14 protein-coding genes are annotated in these 17,829 nt (G+C 69.5%); 7 read left to right on the top strand and 7 right to left on the bottom strand.

Going from position 1 to position 17,829, the window contains the following annotated elements:
* Positions 1-111: 111 nt before the first annotated feature.
* On the bottom strand, positions 112-429 hold the full coding sequence (locus tag AC6JA9_RS09205; protein WP_223747815.1) for an SWIB/MDM2 domain-containing protein: 318 nt from the start codon (positions 427-429) through the stop codon (positions 112-114).
* Positions 430-827: 398 nt separating this feature from the next.
* Here AC6JA9_RS09205 and AC6JA9_RS09200 point away from each other — a divergent pair, with 398 nt between their 5' ends.
* The 5 genes from AC6JA9_RS09200 (at position 828) to AC6JA9_RS09180 (ending at position 9,641) form a co-directional block, all read left to right on the top strand.
* Positions 828-1,808 carry an NAD-dependent epimerase/dehydratase family protein gene (locus AC6JA9_RS09200; RefSeq protein ID WP_223748024.1) on the top strand — a complete coding sequence of 327 codons (981 nt, stop codon included), beginning with the start codon at positions 828-830 and terminating at the stop codon, positions 1,806-1,808.
* Between the two features lie 91 nt (positions 1,809-1,899).
* A complete protein-coding gene (locus AC6JA9_RS09195) occupies positions 1,900-2,565 on the top strand; it encodes an HAD family hydrolase (protein ID WP_046711679.1) in 666 nt (221 codons plus the stop codon).
* Between the two features lie 13 nt (positions 2,566-2,578).
* Positions 2,579-4,189, top strand: coding sequence for an NPN-dependent hydroxyacid isomerase, LarAH14/15/16 family (gene larAH / locus AC6JA9_RS09190; RefSeq protein ID WP_223747814.1), 1,611 nt, complete (start codon positions 2,579-2,581; stop codon positions 4,187-4,189).
* Positions 4,190-4,197: 8 nt separating this feature from the next.
* Positions 4,198-8,616: an AMP-binding protein gene (locus tag AC6JA9_RS09185; RefSeq protein WP_223747813.1), complete on the top strand. Its 4,419-nt coding sequence runs from the start codon at positions 4,198-4,200 to the stop codon at positions 8,614-8,616.
* Complete coding sequence (locus AC6JA9_RS09180) at positions 8,613-9,641, top strand: NAD-dependent epimerase/dehydratase family protein (protein ID WP_223747812.1); 1,029 nt, start codon at positions 8,613-8,615, stop codon at positions 9,639-9,641. The genes AC6JA9_RS09185 and AC6JA9_RS09180 overlap by 4 nt, the downstream gene beginning before the upstream one ends.
* Before the next feature lie 420 nt (positions 9,642-10,061).
* Here AC6JA9_RS09180 and AC6JA9_RS09175 read toward each other — a convergent pair whose 3' ends face one another.
* The 3 genes from AC6JA9_RS09175 to AC6JA9_RS09165 all read right to left on the bottom strand — a co-directional run bounded on the left by AC6JA9_RS09175 (position 10,062) and on the right by AC6JA9_RS09165 (position 12,852).
* Positions 10,062-11,606, bottom strand: a complete 1,545-nt coding sequence (locus AC6JA9_RS09175) for an MFS transporter (protein ID WP_483577197.1) — start codon at positions 11,604-11,606, stop codon at positions 10,062-10,064.
* Positions 11,607-11,812: 206 nt separating this feature from the next.
* On the bottom strand, positions 11,813-11,968 hold the full coding sequence (locus tag AC6JA9_RS09170) for a hypothetical protein (protein WP_194869235.1): 156 nt from the start codon (positions 11,966-11,968) through the stop codon (positions 11,813-11,815).
* A gap of 2 nt (positions 11,969-11,970) precedes the next feature.
* The gene (locus AC6JA9_RS09165) at positions 11,971-12,852 is read right to left on the bottom strand and encodes a GGDEF domain-containing protein (RefSeq protein WP_046711675.1); all 882 of its coding nucleotides are present in this window, start codon (positions 12,850-12,852) and stop codon (positions 11,971-11,973) included.
* Between the two features lie 226 nt (positions 12,853-13,078).
* On the opposite strand from AC6JA9_RS09165, the gene glgC reads away from it, so the two are divergent.
* Together glgC and AC6JA9_RS09155 are read left to right on the top strand one after the other, a co-directional pair.
* On the top strand, positions 13,079-14,308 hold the full coding sequence (glgC, locus tag AC6JA9_RS09160) for a glucose-1-phosphate adenylyltransferase (protein WP_223747810.1): 1,230 nt from the start codon (positions 13,079-13,081) through the stop codon (positions 14,306-14,308).
* Positions 14,309-14,315: 7 nt separating this feature from the next.
* Entirely contained in the window at positions 14,316-14,849 is a 534-nt protein-coding gene (locus tag AC6JA9_RS09155; protein WP_483577196.1) for a GNAT family N-acetyltransferase, read from the top strand.
* Here AC6JA9_RS09155 and AC6JA9_RS09150 read toward each other — a convergent pair.
* From AC6JA9_RS09150 to AC6JA9_RS09140, 3 genes are all read right to left on the bottom strand, one after another.
* Positions 14,842-15,309 carry a hypothetical protein gene (locus tag AC6JA9_RS09150; protein WP_223747808.1) on the bottom strand — a complete coding sequence of 156 codons (468 nt, stop codon included), beginning with the start codon at positions 15,307-15,309 and terminating at the stop codon, positions 14,842-14,844. The two genes, AC6JA9_RS09155 and AC6JA9_RS09150, sit on opposite strands and share 8 nt — an antisense overlap.
* Before the next feature lie 128 nt (positions 15,310-15,437).
* Positions 15,438-16,862: an RtcB family protein gene (locus tag AC6JA9_RS09145; protein ID WP_473566506.1), complete on the bottom strand. Its 1,425-nt coding sequence runs from the start codon at positions 16,860-16,862 to the stop codon at positions 15,438-15,440.
* 176 nt (positions 16,863-17,038) lie between these two features.
* Positions 17,039-17,818: an SDR family NAD(P)-dependent oxidoreductase gene (locus AC6JA9_RS09140; protein WP_267697579.1), complete on the bottom strand. Its 780-nt coding sequence runs from the start codon at positions 17,816-17,818 to the stop codon at positions 17,039-17,041.
* Positions 17,819-17,829: the final 11 nt, after the last annotated feature.

Here is a 17,829-nt window from a genome sequence, read left to right as displayed (position 1 = left end):
ACGCTCCAAGGGCCCGGATTCCCACGAGCCTCGCGCCACAAAAGCAGAGGGCTCACCGGAATCCACCGGAGAGCCCTCGAGATGCAGCCGCCGGGCGGGCCGGCGTCGGGTTCAGCTCAGCTGCTTGTTCACCAGCGAGGTCATCTCGAACATGGTGACGTTCTTCTTGCCGCCGAAGATGGGCTTGAGCTTGTCGTCGGCGTTGATCTGCCGCTTGTTCTTCGCGTCCTGGAGGTTGTTCTTCTTGATGTACGCCCAGAGCTTCTTGACGACCTCGGTGCGCGGCAGCGGCTTGTTGCCGACGATCTCGGCCAGGGCGGCGGAAGGAGTCATCTCCTTCATGAACGACGCGTTCGGCTTACGCTTCGGGGCAGCAGCAGCCTTCTTGGCGGCGGGAGCCTTCTTCGCAGCAGCTTTCTTGGCAGCCATTCGTCTTGAGTCTCCTCCCCTCCGAAGGGGACGTTGTGCGGCCTCGCTTGATTTTAAGCCAGTGCCGGTGGGGCGTAGGTAGCACGCCCAAGCCCGAAAAACAGCCCTCTCCTGCGTTTTTCCCTCGGGAAACGCCCTACGCAACGCGTTTCATGCCCGAGAAACCGGCTCCGCAGCACGTTTTCCCTCGGGGGCGAACCTCACGGACGCGAAAAATGCGCCCGGACGGCCACCGCGCCAGGGTGCATTCCTGCTCGGGAGCGGCCCCCCTTCGTCGCCGCCAGGGCCCGACCATCCGGCCTCCGCGCGATTCGTCGTCCCCCGGGCGCTCGAACGGGCCCGGATGGGAAAACCCCTTGCGGACGAGGTGTACTTTTTCGGATGAAACGCCCATGCCCATGCGTGCCCTCATCACCGGAGCTGGTGGCTTCCTCGGAATCTGGCTGACCCGCGCCCTCGCCGCGCGGGGTGACAAGGTGACGTGCCTCCTCAGGCGAGGCTCGGATGCCTCGGGCCTGGAGGGCATCCCCCACACCCGCGTGGAGGGGGACGTGACACAGGGGGCCTCGCTCGGCCCGGCGGTGGAGGGACAGGACGTCGTCTTCCATCTGGCCGGTGTTCGCCGCGGCGCGACACGCGAGGACTTCATGCGCGTCAACGCCGAGGGCACCCGCCTGTTGTGCGAGGCCATGGTGGCCTCCGGGAGCCGCCCCCGGCTGGTGCTCGTGGGCTCGCTGGCCGCCATGGGCCCCTCCTCCCCCACCCGTCCCCATGTGGAGGAGGACCCCTTCCGGCCCTACGAGTGGTACGGCGAGAGCAAGGCGGAGGCGGAGCGCATCGCCTTCTCCTATGGGGACCGGCTGCCGGTGACGGTGTCCCGGCCGCCGCGCATCCTGGGGCCGTGGGACCGCGAGAACCTGGCCTTCTTCCGGCTGGCGACGAAGGGCATCCGGCTGGAGCTGGCCGGAGGGCCCCGCCCCCTCACCATGGTGGACGTGGAGGACGTGGTCGACGCGCTCATCCTCCAGGCCGAGCACCCGCGCGCGGTGGGCGAGGCCTTCTTCTGCGCGGGTCCCGGCGAACCCCTCTCCCTGGAGTCGGTGCAGGACCTGGGGGCCCGGGCGCTGGGGCTGTCACCCCGCACGGTGCGCGTGAGCCCCTGGCTGCTCACCACCCTCGCGTCGGCGGCGGACGGCGTGTCGCGCGTGACGGGCCGCAAGCTGCCCCTGAGCCGGAAGATGGCGCGGCAGCTGCTCGCCCCGGCCTGGACCTGCTCGGGCGCGAAGGCCGAGCGGCTGCTGGGCTTCCGTCCCCGAAGGGGGGTGGAGGACGCGGTGCGCCGCAGCGCCGAGTGGTACCGCGAGCATGGCTGGCTCTAGCCGTGCTAGCAGGGTCGGGGCTTGCCGCCCCCCGGCCCCCTCGTTTCGTTGACCTACCCCCCCTTGGAGTGTCAGGAAGCTGCGCTGCCACATGCCCTCGAAAGCCGCATTTTTCGATGTCGACGGGACGCTCGTGAAGACGAACGTCGTCCACGTCTACGCGTACTACGCGATGAACCGGGGCTCCGTGCTCGGCATCGCGGGCAGGACGCTGAGCACCGCGATGAGCGTACCGCTCTTCGGCGTCATGGACGCGCTGGACCGCAAGACGTTCAACGAGTTCTTCTACCGGTACTACGCGGGGTTGAGCGAGGACCGGCTCGTCACCATCGCGGAGGACATGTTCGAGGACGTGCTCAAGCCGGCGCTCTTCGAGCAGACCCAGGACCTCATCGACCAGGCGCGCCGCAGCGGCTGCAAGGTCGTGCTCGTCACCGGGGCGCTGGACTTCACCATGCGTCCGCTCGCCCGGCACCTGGGCGCCGATGACCTGATCGCCAACAAGATGCAGTTCGTGGGCGGCAAGGCCACCGGCAAGGTGATTCCGCCCATCATCGAGGGCGCCAACAAGGCGAACTCCATCCGCGCCTACTGCACCAAGGAGGGCCTGACCCTGGACAAGTGCCACGGCTACTCCGACAGCGCCTCTGACTACGCGATGCTCGCGGTGGTGGGACGTCCCACCGCGGTGAACCCGGACCTGCGGCTGCGCTCCATCGCGCGCGCCTACAACTGGCCCATCCTCGACCTCAAGTAGCCCCCTGCCCGCCATGCGCCCGTTCAAGACGCTCCAGAAGCTGTACGACGAGGAAAGCCAGGTCGTCATCACCGAGAAGGGCAGCCCCCCGCGCGCCCTGTTCTACGGTGAGGGTTTCCTCCAGGAAGACCTGCCCGTGGGCACCCGGGTCATCTTCCCCCGTCCGCCCATGGCGGGCGTGCCCAACGTGAAGGCCGCCATCCGCTGGGCCATCAACCACCCGGAGGGCATGGAGCCGCTGCACGCGCTGCTCAAGCCGGGCATGCGCCTGACGTGCGTCATCGACGACATCAGCGTGCCCCTGCCGCCCATGGTGACCCCGGACGTGCGCCAGTCCATCCTGGAGATCGTCCTGGAATTGGCCGCGGACAGCGGCGTGGACGACGTGCACCTGGTCATCGCCAACGCGCTCCACCGCCGCATGACGGAGGGGGAGATGAAGCGGATGGTGGGCGAGAAGATCTTCGACGCCTACTACCCGGACCGCTACTACAACCACGACGCGGAGGACCCGGACGGCATCGTGGCGCTCGAGCGCACGGCGCACGGCGAGGAGGTCTCCGTCAACCGCCGCGTCGCGGAGAGCGACCTCATCGTCTACGTGAACGTGAACTTCGTGCCCATGAACGGCGGGCACAAGTCCATGGGCACCGGCGTGTCCAACTACGCGTCGCTCAGGCACCACCACAACCCGAAGACCATCCGGGCGTCGGACAGCTACATGGAGCCGAAGACCAGCGCGCTCTATCGCAGCAACGAGCGCATCGGGCGCAACATCGACAAGCACCTGAAGGTCTTCCACATCGAGACCACGCTGAACAACCGCATGTTCGGCGCGCCCGTGGACTTCCTGGCCAAGCGCGAGGAGGACTACACCGAGGGCGACCGGCTGAAGTTCCAGGCCATGCGCTACGCGCTGTCCAAGATGCCGCGCGCGGCGGCGCGCAAGGTGCTCAACGCCATCCCCGCGCCCTATGACGTCACGGGTGTGTACGCCGGGGCGACGGAGCCCGCGCACCAGAAGACGCTGGAGACCAGCTGGAAGCAGTACTCGGTGCCGGTGGAGGGGCAGAGCGACATCGTCATCTTCCCCATCCCGTTCATCTCCCCGTACAGCGTCAACTCCATCCTCAACCCGTTGCTCGTGCAGGTGATGGGGCTGGGCTACTTCTTCAACCTCAACCGCGGCGTGCCGCTGGTGAAGAAGGGCGGCGTGCTCATCCTCCTGCACCCGGCCTACGACGAGTTCGACCCCGAGCACCACCCCAGCTACATCGAGTTCTTCCACCGGCTTTTGCCGGAGACGCGCGACTCGATGAAGCTGGAGCACAAGTACGAGAAGGAGTTCGCGGAGAACCCCAGCTACGTGCACCTGTACCGCAAGAACAACGCCTACCACGGCGTGCACCCGTTCTACATGTGGTACTGGGGCGAGAACGGCCGCCAGCACGTGGGCAAGGTCATCGTCGCGGGCGCGGAGAACAACCACGTCCCGGCGCTGCTCGGCTGGGACCGCACCGACACGCTCACCGAGGCCATTGAAGAGGCGCGCGGCTTCATGGGCCGCTCGGCCACCATCAGCCTGCTTCGCATCGCCCCCACGGTGATGGTGGACGTGAAGTGAGGACGGCCATGTCACCGCTTCCCGAGCTGAACGTCTCCCAGGTCTTCACCGGCAAGCGCCTGCTCTTCGCCGGTGCCACGGGCTTCGTGGGCAAGGTGACGCTGTCCATGCTGCTGCACCGCTACGGGCAGGAGCTGGAGCGGGTGTACGTGCTCGTCCGCAAGGGCAGCGCGGCCTCCGCCGAGCGGCGCTTCTTCGACAAGGTGGCGACGAGCGAGCCCTTCCAGCCGCTGCGCGACACCTACGGCGAGGAGGGCGCGCTCGAGTTCCTGCGCAAGAAGTGCGAGGTCATCGACGGCGACATCACCGACCCCTGGGTGGGGATGGAGGAGTCGCGGGTGGCGGAGCTGACGGGCCAGGTGCACGCCTTCGTCAACTGCGCGGGCCTCGTGTCCTTCAACCCGTCGCTGGAGGTCGGCCTCAACGTCAACACCCACGGCGTGAAGTACGCGGTGGAGCTGGCGCTGCGCTGGGGCGTGCCGCTCATCCACATGTCCACCTCCTTCGTGGCGGGCAACCGCAACGGGCTCGTCTTCGAGGACGAGGAGGTGCGCGGCTACTTCCCGAAGAAGGACGAGCTGGACGGGCGCGACTTCAGCCTGGAGCAGGAGCTGAAGGACGCGGAGCGAATCGTCGCGCGGCTGCGCGAGCAGGCCGATGACCGCGCGCTGACGTCCACCTTCCGCAAGAAGGCGCTGGACCGGCTCGCCGAGGAGGGCCGCGACGTCAACGACGAGAAGACGCTGCGCCTGGCCGTGGGCCGCGAGCGCAAGCTGTGGCTGAGCGGCGAGCTGGTGCGCGCGGGCATGGAGCGCGCGGCGCACTGGGGCTGGCCCAACACGTACACGTACACGAAGTCCCTGGGCGAGCAGGTCATCGCCGCCACGCCGGGCCTGCGCTACGCGATTGTGCGGCCCTCCATCGTGGAGAGCGCGCGGCACTTCCCCTTCCCCGGCTGGAACGAGGGCTTCACCACGTCCGCGCCGCTGGCCTTCGCCGGCATCAAGGGCCCCGGCGGCATCCCCGCCGGTGAGAACACCATCCTGGACATCATCCCGGTGGACCAGGTGGCGGGGGCGACGCTCGGCATCACCGCGCACTCCATCCAGGTGGAGGAGCGGCGCGTGTACCAGCTCGCGTCCGGCGACGTGAATCCGTTCTACGCCAGCCGCTCGGTGGAGCTGGTGGGCCTGTACCGCCGGCGCTACTACCGCAACCGCGAGTCGGGCAACGCGGTGCTCAACTCGCTGCGCTCGCGGCTGGAGCCGCAGCCGGTGAGCAAGCTGGAGTTCGAGCTGTTCAGCGCGCCCATGCTGGTGCGCGGCGCGAAGTTCCTGAAGAAGGCCATCGACGAGGTGCGGCCCGCCTGGGGCGCGCCCGCCGTGCAGGCCATGCTGGACAAGGCGAAGGTGTCGCTCGACGGGGTGGTGGACGGCAACGCGAGCCTCATCGCGATGACGGAGCTGTTCCTCCCCTTCCTCTACGAGAACCGCTACGTCTTCCGCTGCGACAACACGCGCTCCGTCTATGAGCGCATGGCGCACGCGGACCGGCTGAAGATTCCGTGGGACCCGGAGCACATCGACTGGCGCGCGTACTTCATGGAGACGCACCTGCCGGGCCTGGAGAAGTGGGTGTTCCCGGGCCTGGAGGAGGAGCGCGAGAAGCGCACCGTCATCCCCGCGCACAGGGATTTGCTGGAGATGTTCGAGGCGACGGTGCACGCGTACCGTCACCGGGTGGCCTTCCGCATGGTGTCGGGCGAGAAGGAGGAGCGCTTCACCTTCGGGGAGGTGCACCGCTACGCGGCGCGCGTGGGCAGCTTCCTGCTCAGCTCGGGCGTGAAGGCGGGAGACCGGGTGCTGCTGGTGTCGGAGAACCGGCCCGAGTGGGGCACGTGCTTCTTCGGCATCCTCCGCGCGGGCGCCACCATGGTCCCGGTGGACCCGGGCCTGAGCGAGGCGGAGGTCATCAACATCGCGAAGCGGGCGGAGGCGAAGGTGTGCCTCATGTCCGAGGACGCGGCGCGAGACTTCCCCGGCCTGTTCGGCGCGCTGGGAGACTCGGTCCTCATCGCGAGCCTGGCGCAGGCGATGACGGGCGACCCGGCGGCCAAGGACGACCGCATCGGCACGGTGCGCAAGTCGGCCTCGGCGGATGACCTGGCGAGCCTCATCTTCACGTCCGGCACGACGGGCACGCCCAAGGGCGTGATGCTCACGCACCGCAACTTCGCCTCGCTGGTGGCGAAGCTCGCGGGCGTGTTCGACGTGGGCGTGGGCGACGGCGTGCTGTCGGTGCTGCCCCTGCACCACACCTTCGAGTTCTCCGCAGGCTTCCTCACCCCGTTCTCGCGCGGCGCGGAAATCACGTACATCGACGAGCTGACGTCGGACCGGCTGGGCGAGGTCTTCGAGACGGGCCGCATCAGCGCGATGATTGGCGTGCCGGCCCTGTGGCAGCTCCTGCACCGCAAGATGACGCAGGAGTTCGCCAGCCGCCCGCCCATCGTCGAGCAGGCCATCAAGGCGATGATGGCCACGCACGGCGAGCTGCGGAACCGGGCGGACATCAACCTGGGCAAGCTCCTGTTCTGGCCGGTGCACCGCAAGTTCGGCGGTCGCATCAAGGTGCTGGTGTCCGGCGGCTCGGCGCTGCCCGAGGAGGTCCACAAGGCCTTCCACGAGCTGGGCTTCAACATCACGGAGGGCTACGGCCTGACGGAGGCGGCGCCGGTGCTCGCGGTGGCGAACCCGGGCAACAAGCGCACGCCGGGCTCGGTGGGCAAGCCGCTCACAGGCGTCGAGGTGCGAATCCTCAACCCGGACAACGACGGCATCGGCGAGGTGCTGGCCAAGGGCCCCAACGTGATGGCGGGCTACTTCGGGGACCGCGAGGCGACGGAGGCCGTCCTCAAGGAGGGCTGGCTGCACACCGGAGACCTGGGCCGGCTGGACGCCGAGGGGCGGCTGTACCTGGTGGGCCGCGCCAAGGACGTCATCATCGACCACAACGGGAAGAACATCTACCCGGACGAGCTCGAGGAGCTGTACCAGGAGCACCCGCACATCAAGGAGCTGTCCGTCGTCGGCCTGCCCGACGAGGCGGGCGGCGAGAAGGTGGCGTGTCTGTGCGTGCCGGACTACGGCGAGCGTCCCCGCGAGGAGGTGCGCCGCGAGCTGGAGGAGCACTTCCGCAAGACGGGCGCGGGCATGCCCTTCTACCGTCGCGCGAAGGTGCTGCGCTTCTGGGATGGCGAGCTGCCGCGCACCTCCACGCGCAAGGTGAAGCGCAAGCTGGTGGTGGAGGAGCTGCAGCGGCTGGAGCGCATGGCGGCCTCGGCCACCAAGGCGCGCGAGAAGGTGTCCGCCGCGACGACGACGACGACGGGCGGCGTGGCCGACTGGCTCTTCCCGCTCATCGCCGAGGTGAGCCACAAGCCGGTGTCGAGCGTGCGGCCGGAGACGCAGCTGACGGGCGAGCTGGGCTTCGACTCGCTGATGCTCACGGAGCTGTCCTCCGCCTTGGAGGCGGCGGGAGTGCCGCTGCCGGCCATCGATGATTTGACGCAGGTGCAGACGGTGGAGGACCTGCGCAAGCTGGTGGTGGCCTCCGGGAAGCGCCCTTCGGCGGAGACGCGGGCGAAGGACATCTCCAAGCAGAACGCGAAGGCGGAGGAGGTGGAGATTCCGGTGCCGGACGTCGTCGCGGACGTGGGCCGGCAGCTGCTCTCCTTCGGGCAGAAGGTGCTCTACGGCGGCGTGTTCGACGTGAAGGTGACGGGCCGTCCCTTCATCCCGATGAACCGCAACTTCCTGGTCATCGCCAACCACGCCAGCCACCTGGACGCGGGCCTGGTGCGGGTGGTGCTGGAGGAGCAGGGAGACCGGCTGGTGTCGCTGGCCGCGCGCGACTACTTCTTCGACACGCCGCTCAAGCGCGCCTGGTTCGAGAACTTCACCAACCTGGTGCCGATTGAACGCCATGGCTCGCTGCGCGAGTCGCTGCGTCAGGCCGGCGAGGCGCTGCGCCAGGGCTTCAACGTCCTCATCTTCCCGGAGGGCACGCGCTCGCCCACCGGCGAGCTGCAGGAGTTCAAGTCCACGCTGGGCTACCTGGCGCTGACGTACCGGGTGGACGTGCTGCCGCTGTACATCCACGGGGCGTTCGACGCGCTGCCCAAGGGCAGCGTGTTCCCCAAGTCGAAGGACCTGAAGGTGAGCATCGGTCCCGCGCTGGGCCACGAGGCGCTGCGCGCGCGCACGCAGGGCATGGCGCGCTCGGAGAGCTACCGCTACGCCACGCGCATCGCCGAGGACGCGGTGCGGGAGCTGCGCGACGGACGGGTGCTGCACCTGGACGCGCCTCCTTCGGTGGACGTGCAGGTCATGCCCGCGCATGACGCGCCGGGAGGGAAGAACTCGTGAAGCTGCTGGTGACGGGAGGCACGGGGTTCCTCGGCGCGCATCTGGTGCCGAAGCTGGTGGCGGCCGGGCACACGGTGCGCCTCATCGGGCGCTCGCGTCCGACGGGGCCGGCCTACGAGGGCACCGAGTACGTCGCGGGGGACCTGAAGGACCGGGACGCGGTGCGCCGCGCGCTCGACGGCGTGGAGGGCCTGTACCACCTGGCCGGGCTCGTCTCCTTCCAGCCGAAGGACGCGCGCAAGATGTTCGAACTGCACGTGGACAGCACGCGGGAGCTCCTGCGTGACGTGCGCGAGGCGGGCGTGAAGCGCGTGGTGCTCGCGTCCACCTCCGGCACCACGGCGGTGTCGAAGGAGGAGGCGGTGCTCGACGAGTCCGCCGACTACCCGCTCACGGTGGTGGCGCGCTGGCCGTACTACCTGTCCAAGATTTACGAAGAGAAGCTGTCGCTGGAGTACTGCCGCAAGCACGCGATTCCGCTCGTGGTGCTCAACCCCAGCCTGCTGATGGGGCCCGGGGATGACCGGCTGTCGTCCACGTGGACGGTGGTGAAGTTCCTCAACCGGGAGATTCCGGCGATGCCGGGTGGCGGCATGTCCTTCGTGGACGTGCGCGACGCTGCGGACGCGTTCCTCCAGGCGCTCACGCGGGGTGAGGTGTACGGCCGCCACCTGATGGGCGTGAACATGACGATGACGGAGTTCTTCCACCGTCTCGAGCGCCTCACGGGTGTCGCGGCGCCCCGGCTCAAGCTGCCCAAGCAGGTGAACATCCTGGGTGGCCACCTGCTGGAGCGCTGGGCGAAGGTGCGTGGCACGCCCGCGCCGCTGGACCCGCAGGAAGTGGAGATTGGCGAGCACTACTTCTGGCTGGACGCCGCCAAGGCCGAGGCCGAGCTGGGCTTCCGCGCGCGGGATGCGCAGGAGACGCTCGCGGACACGGTGAAGCACATCTACGCGAAGCTGCCTCCTGGAAGCCTGCCCGGCACCAAGGGTCGCCTCGGCGAGCTGCGCGACGGGACCTGAGCAACACTCGATATGGGCCGGGACACGGGGCCCGTATCGAGACCCGGGGCCGTGCACGGCTCAAGCACCGTCCCCCAGGGTGAGCCGCACCGACGCGCGCGAGTGATGCCGCCCCGAGAGCGCACCTCGTGGGTACGCCCGCCTCGCGCATCCATCCGGGTCCTTGCGCGAGCCTCTCGCACCATCGGGATGAGCGCGCCCCACCTCACGCATCCATCCGGGTCCTTGCGCGAGCAGCTCGCGCCATCGAGATGAGACGCGCCCCACCTCGCGCATCCATCCGGGTCCTTGCGCGAGCAGCTCGCGCCATCGAGATGAGCGCGCCCCACCTCGCGCATCCATCCGGGTCCTTGCGCGAGCAGCTCGCGCCATCGAGATGAGACGCGCTCCCCTGGAATGGTCCCGGAGCCCCCTGCCCTCTCAGTGCTGTCCCGCGCGCACGTGCTTGAGCGTCACCGCCGCGAGCACCGCGAGCGTCGCGAAGACGACCACGCCCAGCCCCGCCGCGATGTTGATGCCTTGCGTGAAGGACTCCCGCGCGGGCGCGAGCACCGCGTCGCGCAGTTCCGCGGGGAGCGCGGAGGTCGACGTCACGGCGCCGATGATGCTCTCCCGCACGCTGGCCGCGACGGTGTCCGGAACTCCCGCCGGCACCGCGTCCGCCATGTTCCGCCGGTAGATGGCGGTGGCGAAGCTGCCCAGGATGGCCACGCCCAGCGCCACACCGAGCTCGTTCGCCGTCTCCGACGTGGACGCGGCCGAGCCCGCCTTCTCTGGCGGCACCGAGCCCACCACCAGGTCCGTCCCCAGCACCGCCATGGGCGCGAGTCCCATCGTCACGATGACCGAGCCGATGACCAGCACGACGGGCCCACCCACGCTGTCCACCTGGGACATCACCAGGTAGCCCACGCTGGAGAGCGCCAGTCCCGCCGCCATGACGTAGCCCGGCCGCATGCGGCGCACGACGAAGGGCCCCAGCGACGAGCCCACCATCATCCCCAGCATCTGCGGCACCATCCACATCCCCGCCTCCAGCGGCGTGCGCCCCGCCACCATCTGGAGATAGAGCGGCACCAGCAACCCCATCCCGCCGGTGACGATGGCCACCAGCAGCAGGATGAGCAGCGTGGCGCTGAACGCACGATTGGCGAACAGCCTCGGGTCCAGCAGCGGGTGCTCCAGCGTCAGCTGCCGCCGCACGAACACCACACCCATCCCCAGCCCCACCACCAACGCGACGAAGGCCTCCACCTGCCAGCCGTGCCGCGCCAGCTCCTTGATGCCGTAGATGGTCGGGAGGATGGCCGCGAGCGACAACACCACGCTCGTCAGCTCCAGCCTCCCCGCCGAGGCATCCCGGTACTCGGGCAGCAGCACGGGCGCCGTCAGGAGCAGCACCACCATCACCGGCACGCCCAACAGCAGCGCCGCGCCCCACCAGAAGTGCTCCAGCATCCAGCCCCCGAGCAGCGGCGCGATGACCATGCCGATGAGGAAGCAGTTGAGCCATACGGCGATGGCCACCGAGCGCTGGCCCGGCGCCTGGAACATGTTGCTGATGAGCGCCAGCGTGGAGGGCATCAGCGTGGCCCCCGCGATGCCCAGCGCCGCGCGCGCCGCGATGAGCATCTCCGGGCTGCGCGAGTACGCCGCCACCACCGACGCCACGCAGAACCCCGCGGCGCCCATCAAGAGCAGCTTGCGCCGGCCGATGCGGTCCCCCAGCGTGCCCATCGTCACGAGCAGCCCGGAGAGCATGAAGCCGTAGATGTCCATGATCCACAGCTGCTGCGTGCTGCTCGCGCCCAATTGGGAGCTGAGCTGCGGCAGGGCCAGGTACAGCACCGTCACATCCACCGAGATGAGCAGCGTGGGCAGCACGAGCACCGCCAGCCCCGTCCACTCCCGCCGTCCCGCCCGCGCGGGCACCGGGCTCGCCAGGTCCTGCTCCGTCGTCAGCATCGTGGGTCCCCCCGCTCTCGCGGCGAAGCGCTGCCTCGGGATGCCCCAGGTCGGCGCCGAGCCCGCCGACGGCCACGTCGCCCACTCCTGACAACACACCCCTGGCGGCCCGGACACGAGCGCGCCTCTTCCATGTCCTGTCGATTCAGTCGGGACCGCGCCGTCACGGAGGGGGCCTCGGGAGAGGAGGCCGTCCGCTCCGGAGGCTAGCGGCCCACCGTCTGGCGGGCGCGCTCCACCATCCGCCCCGCCCAGGGCTCCGAGCGGTGGCTCCACACCCAGGCCGCGCCGAGGAAGCTCAAGCCGAGCAGCACGAGCACCAGCCGCGCGAGCACCGAGGGCCCCGCCTCAGCCTGCGCCATGCTCAGCCCACCACCTTGTTGCGGCCGGTCTTCTTCGCCTTGTAGAGGTTGGCGTCCGCGACCTTGATGAAGTGCGTGGGCTCCGTCATGTCGCCGGTCATCTCCGCCACGCCGATGGAGATGGTCACCGGAATCTCCTTCTCGTCGTAGACGAACGCCTTCTCCGCGATGAGCTTGCGAATCTTCTCCGCGAACAGGCGCGCCTTGTCCGGCCCGTCCTCGGGGATGACCACGGCGAACTCCTCGCCGCCGTAGCGCGCGAAGCACTGCTCGCGGCGCACCAGCCGCTTGACGGACTGGGCCAGTTCCCGCAGCACGTAGTCCCCGGCCAGGTGCCCGTGGACATCGTTGATCTGCTTGAAGTGGTCGATGTCGAACATCATCAGCGACAACGTGCCCTTGTACCGGCTGGAGCGCCCCATCTCCCGCTCGAGGTACTCGAGGAAGAAGCGCTTGTTGTTCACGCCGGTGAGGCCGTCCGCGATGGTCAGCGTGTAGATGGTCTCGTGGTACTGGGTCTCGATGTTGTCGCCATCGAGGAACTTGAAGATGGAGCCGCCGACCTTGATGAGGTCGCCGCTGCGCAAGGGCTGGGCCTGGAGCACTTCCTGGTCGTTCAGGTAGGTGCCGTTGGTGGAGCCCAGATCCTCCACCAGCATCTTCCCGCCCCGCCCCAGCACGCGGGCGTGCCGGCGGGAGACGTTGTCCAGGTCCACCACGATGTGGTTGTGCTGGTCCCGGCCAATGGTCAGCTCGGAGTCGTCGACAAGGTACTTCTTGCCGAGCTCCGGGCCGTGGATCTGCACGAGGCAGCACTCGGTGCTGCGCTCCGGGCGCAGATCCAGGGAGGAAATCTTGGTGACGCGCGTTTCGTCGCCTGACATCGCCGCCAAGGCTAGCACGACCCCGTTTTCGGAAGCCAAGCAACCCAGGTGGGAACCGTGCTTCCCGGCGTCCTGCCGGAGCCCCGGGGGCGCCGATGTCCCACATCTGGCGAGTCCGGCCCGGTGAAGAGGACGTGGGCGGGCGGTTGGGCACTCAACGAAGGCAGCCGAGCAGGCCTCGGCGCCCTTGTCGCCCGAGGGGGGCGGACTAACGTCCGGCCCACCTATGTCCAAAGTCCTGGCGATGATTCTTGCGGGCGGCGCTGGCACGCGCCTGGAGCCCCTCACCCGTGAGCGGGCCAAGCCCGCCGTCCCCTTCGGGGGGCGCTACCGCATCATCGATTTCGCCCTGTCGAACTTCACCAACTCCGGCGTCTACCGCGTCAAGGTCCTGACCCAGTACAAGAGCGACTCGCTCAACAACCACCTGTCCCGCGCCTGGCGGATGTCGGCCTTCCTGGGCCACTACGTGGAAGCCGTGCCCGCGCAGATGCGGACCGGCGTGGACTGGTACAAGGGCAGCGCGGACGCCATCTACCAGAACCTCAACATCATCACCGACGAGGAGCCCGACTTCATCTTCGTCTTCGGCGCGGACCACGTGTACCGGATGGACACGCGGCAGATGCTCGACTTCCACGTGTCCAAGCGCGCCGCGTGCACGGTGGCCGCCATCCCCGTGCCCATCGAGCAGGGCCGCGAGTTCGGCATCATCGACGTGGGCCCCGACGGGCGCATGCGCCAGTTCCTGGAGAAGCCCAAGGACCCGCCGCCCATGCCGGGCAACCCGAAGATGTGCCTGGCCTCCATGGGCAACTACCTCTTCACCACGGAGGTCCTGGTGCAGGAGGTGGTGCGTGACGCCGCCAACGAGGCGAGCGCGCACGACTTCGGCAAGTCCATCATCAGCGAGCTCTACAAGTACGCGCCGGTGTACGTGTACGACTTCGCCACCAACGAGATTGCCGGGCAGGAGCCCAAGGAGCGCGGCTACTGGCGGGACGTGGGGAACATCGACGTGTACTACCAGTCCAACATGGAGCTGGTGGAGGTGGACCCCATCTTCAACCTCTACAACGACCGCTGGCCCATCCACACGCAGGCCAACAACTACCCGCCGGCCAAGTTCGTCTTCGCGGACCAGGACAACCAGCGGGTCGGCCACGCCACGGACTCGCTCATCGCCGAGGGCTGCATCATCTCCGGCGGCAAGGTGAACCGCTCCGTGCTGTCCCCGAAGGTGCGCGTCAACTCCTACTCGGAGGTGGAGGCGTCCATCCTCTTCGAGAACGTCACCATCGGCCGCAGGAGCCGCATCCGCAAGGCCATCATCGACAAGAACGTGGAGATTCCGCCGGGCACGACGATTGGCTACGACCCGGTGGAGGACAAGCGGCGCTTCCACGTCACGCCGGATGGCGTGGTGGTGATTCCCAAGGGCATGAAGGTGACGTGAGGCGGCCATGGGCGCGTCGGGCGGGCTCCACCTTCGGCCAGCGCGGGACTCGGACCGGCGCGCCCTGTGGCGCGTCCACACCGAGGCGGTGGGGACGTTGTGTCAGGGCGTCTATGCGCCCGACGAGCTGAGCACCTGGGTGCGGCTGTTGCGGCCGGAGGGCTATCTGCGCCCGGACCGGCCGCGCACCGTGCTGGTGGCGGAGCGCGACCGGCGGCTGGTGGGCTTCGGCCAGTTGGACTCGCTCAACGGGGAGCTGGAGGCGCTGTATGTGCTTCCGGACCAGGTGGGCCACGGCGTGGGCACCCACCTGCTCGCCGCGCTGGAGTCGGTGGCCTGGGGCGGAGGGAGTCCCCAGGTGGGCCTGGACGCGAGCCTCAACGCGGAGGACTTCTACCGTCACCGGGGCTACGTGTCGCTGCACGAGGCGCGGCGGCCCCTGACGGCGCGGGTGCAACTGGCCTGCGTGCGGATGCAGAAGCGCAGGCCCGTGCTCCCGACGCGCCGTGGGGTCACCACGGCAGCGCCCGCGCCTATCTGAAGGCGGCCTTCACCTCGGGCTTGAAGAGCACCACCAGGGCCCAGATGCTGATGGGGAGCGCCAGGCAGCCACAGGTGCCACAGCATGGCACCAGTGACGCGAAGCAGCCGGCCACCGCGAGCCCCCAGTTCTGGAGCTTCTTCATCATCAGCGCGCCGAAGAAGGCGAGCGCGTTGAGGAGGATGACGGGGCCGTACCACATGAGCCGGCCCGCGAAGGAGCTGGTGGAGGTGAGCAGGGCGCGGTTCTGCTCCAAGGCGTCCTGATAGGGCGCGAGCGCCGGGTTGTTGAAGAGCTGCTCCAGGTCGTCCGGATTCACCGGCGACAGCAGGCTGACGATGGCCCACAGCAGGCTCACGCCGGCCAGCACCATGAGCAGGATGGCCGGCACGGACACGGCGTCCTTGGGGTTGGAGCGAGGAAAGCCGTCTCCCGCGGGAGCTCCGTAGGTGTTCTCCATGTCCTTGTCTCTCCCTTGAAGCGTGAAGGGTGGGCCCGGGCCCACGCGCGTGGGGCGCATTCCAGCCAGGGGACGGGGCGTGGACCAAGGAAAATGGCACGCCGTCGTCCCCGGGCTGTCGTTGTAGCTCAGGCCTTGAAGGTGAGCAGCGGGGCCAGCCGGGCCACTTCGCGGACGATGCCGGCCTCCACCTGGGAGTCCACCACCGGACGGATGGGCTTGTAGGCGGCGGGGGCCTCCTCCACGCGGCGCTCGGCGCGCAGGGAGATGCAGTCCACGCCGGACAGGCCCAGCGCGGCCTCGCTGTGGTCCGCTCCGCCGCGCGACATGGAGAAGCGCGAGCGGGCGCGGCCCGCCCCGTGCGACGCGGACTCGAGCGAGCGCGCGTCGCCGCACCCCACCATGAGGAAGGACGTGGCGCCCATGGAGCCGGGGATGATGACGGGCTGTCCGTCGCCCGCGGGGCAGGCCCCCTTGCGCGCCAGCCACCCGCCCTCGTACGGGAGCGTGAGGTTGTGGGGCACGTCGTAGACGAGCGGCGCCTCCACGTCCCCGAACAGCTCGCGCAGCGTCTGGCGCAACAGCTCCGCGAGCAGCAGCCGGTTGAGGAAGGCGTAGTTGGCGGCGGTGGCCTCGGCCTCCAGGTAGCCGGCGACGAGCGCCTCGTCGGCGAGCGGGAGGATGCCGCTCTCCGGGAAGGGCGCGCCCTGGGGCCAGGCCTTGCGCGTGCGCTCCCTCCAGGCCACGCCCACGTGCTTGCCCACGTCCCGGCTGCCCGAGTGAATCATGAACGCGAGCTGGCCTTCGCGCACGCCCCACGCCCAGGCCCGCGCGCGGTCCTCGACGGCCTCCACGCGCTGCACCTCGACGAAGTGGTTGCCTCCGCCGATGGTGGCCAGGCCCGCGTCGCGCACCACGCCCTCGCGGGTGAGCGCGTCCGGTGCCCAGGTCGGGTCGCCGTGCAGCGCGCCGCCCAGGTGGATGCGGTCCACCTCCGCGTCGAGCTGCGCCAGGTCCGCGGTGCGAGCGCAGCCCAGCGGCGTGTCCAGCGTCTCCAGCAGCCAGCCGGGGAGGCCTTCACGCAGGAGCGCGGTGGAGGCGCGCGAGGACATGGCGACGTCCCGCGTGCCGAAGAAGTAGTGGCCCTTCATGCGCTCGACGAAGTCGTCCCGGCGGGAGAGGAAGTCCTCCACCGACAGATCGGCGACGTGCAGGCGCATGCCGCAGTTGATGTCGGTGCCCACGGCGCCGGGGACGACGAGCCCCCGCGTGTGCAGCACCGAGCCGATGGCCACGCCGGAGTCACCCGGGTGGAAGTCGGGGGTGGCGCGCACGCGGAGGACCTCTCCGCCGCCCGGGTGCTTCAGGGCCGCGAGGTGCGCGAGTTGTTGGAAGGCCTTGCCCTCGACGGGCAGGTCTGGAGGAAGGAGCACCTCGGCGGGCGGCGCGTTCGCGTCACCCAGGAGGCGCACGGAGTAGAGGCGACCGTCATAGGTCACCTCGAGCCCCTCGCGGGCAAGCGCCCGCAGGAGCCGATTCAGTTTCGGCTGCATGACCCAACTCGGGAATGCCCCGAGGGCTCGCGTGCGAGCGCCCCGGGGGGACGTGGCGGAGGAGATGGTGGACCTTGGGTCAGCAGCCGCGGTCGCCGGACGGCCCGAAGGCCATCCTCAGCGCGCAGGGACGCCGTGGGTCCACGAACCTGACAACGTCCTTCGCCCGTGCGCCACTACGTCGCGCCGGACAGGCCCCCATCCACGTTGATGGCCGCGCCGCTGATGTAGCCACCGCGCGGCGACAGCAGGAAGGCCACCACGTCGGCGAACTCGTCCGCGCGGCCCACGCGCCCCAGGGGGATGCCCGCGTTGCGCGCCATCTCCGCCTGGAACGTCTCCACCGGCTTGCCCAGCTCCTGCGCCCGGCGCACCCACTGGCCGCTCTCGATGATGCCCACCAGCACCGCGTTGACGCGGATGTTGCGCGGCCCCAGCTCCTTCGACAGCGCCTTGGTGAGCGCCAGGCCCGCCGCGCGCGACACCGACGACGGCGTGGACTGCGCGCCCGGCGTCTTCGCCCCAATCGCCAGCACGTTGACGATGGCGCCACCACCCGCCTCGCTCAGCAGTGGCAACACATGGCGCGACGCGCGCACGGCCGCGAACAGCTTGAGCTGGAGGTCCGCTTCCCACTCCGCGTCCGACACCGACGCGAAGGGCCGGGCCGCCGCGGTGCCGGCGTTGTTCACCAGCGCGTCCACCCGGCCCCACCGCGCATGCGCGGCGTCGACGAAGTGCTCCACCTCCCACGCCCTGGACACGTCCGCCTGCACCGCGAGCACGTCCCCGCCCTCGGCCCTGAGCGCCTCGGCCGTGGCCGCCAGCCGCTCCGCGCCCCGGGCACAGAGGGCCACCTTCGCCCCCTCGCGCACGAGCCGCCGGGCCACCGCCGCCCCCAGCCCGTCCGAGCCCCCCGTCACCAGCACCACCTTGCCACCCAGCTCCAGGTCCATGTGCGCCTCCG

This window comes from Myxococcus sp. MH1, assembly GCF_059738865.1.
Note: the sequence above shows the minus strand (reverse complement) of the source record. Positions and strands in the feature narration are given on the sequence as shown.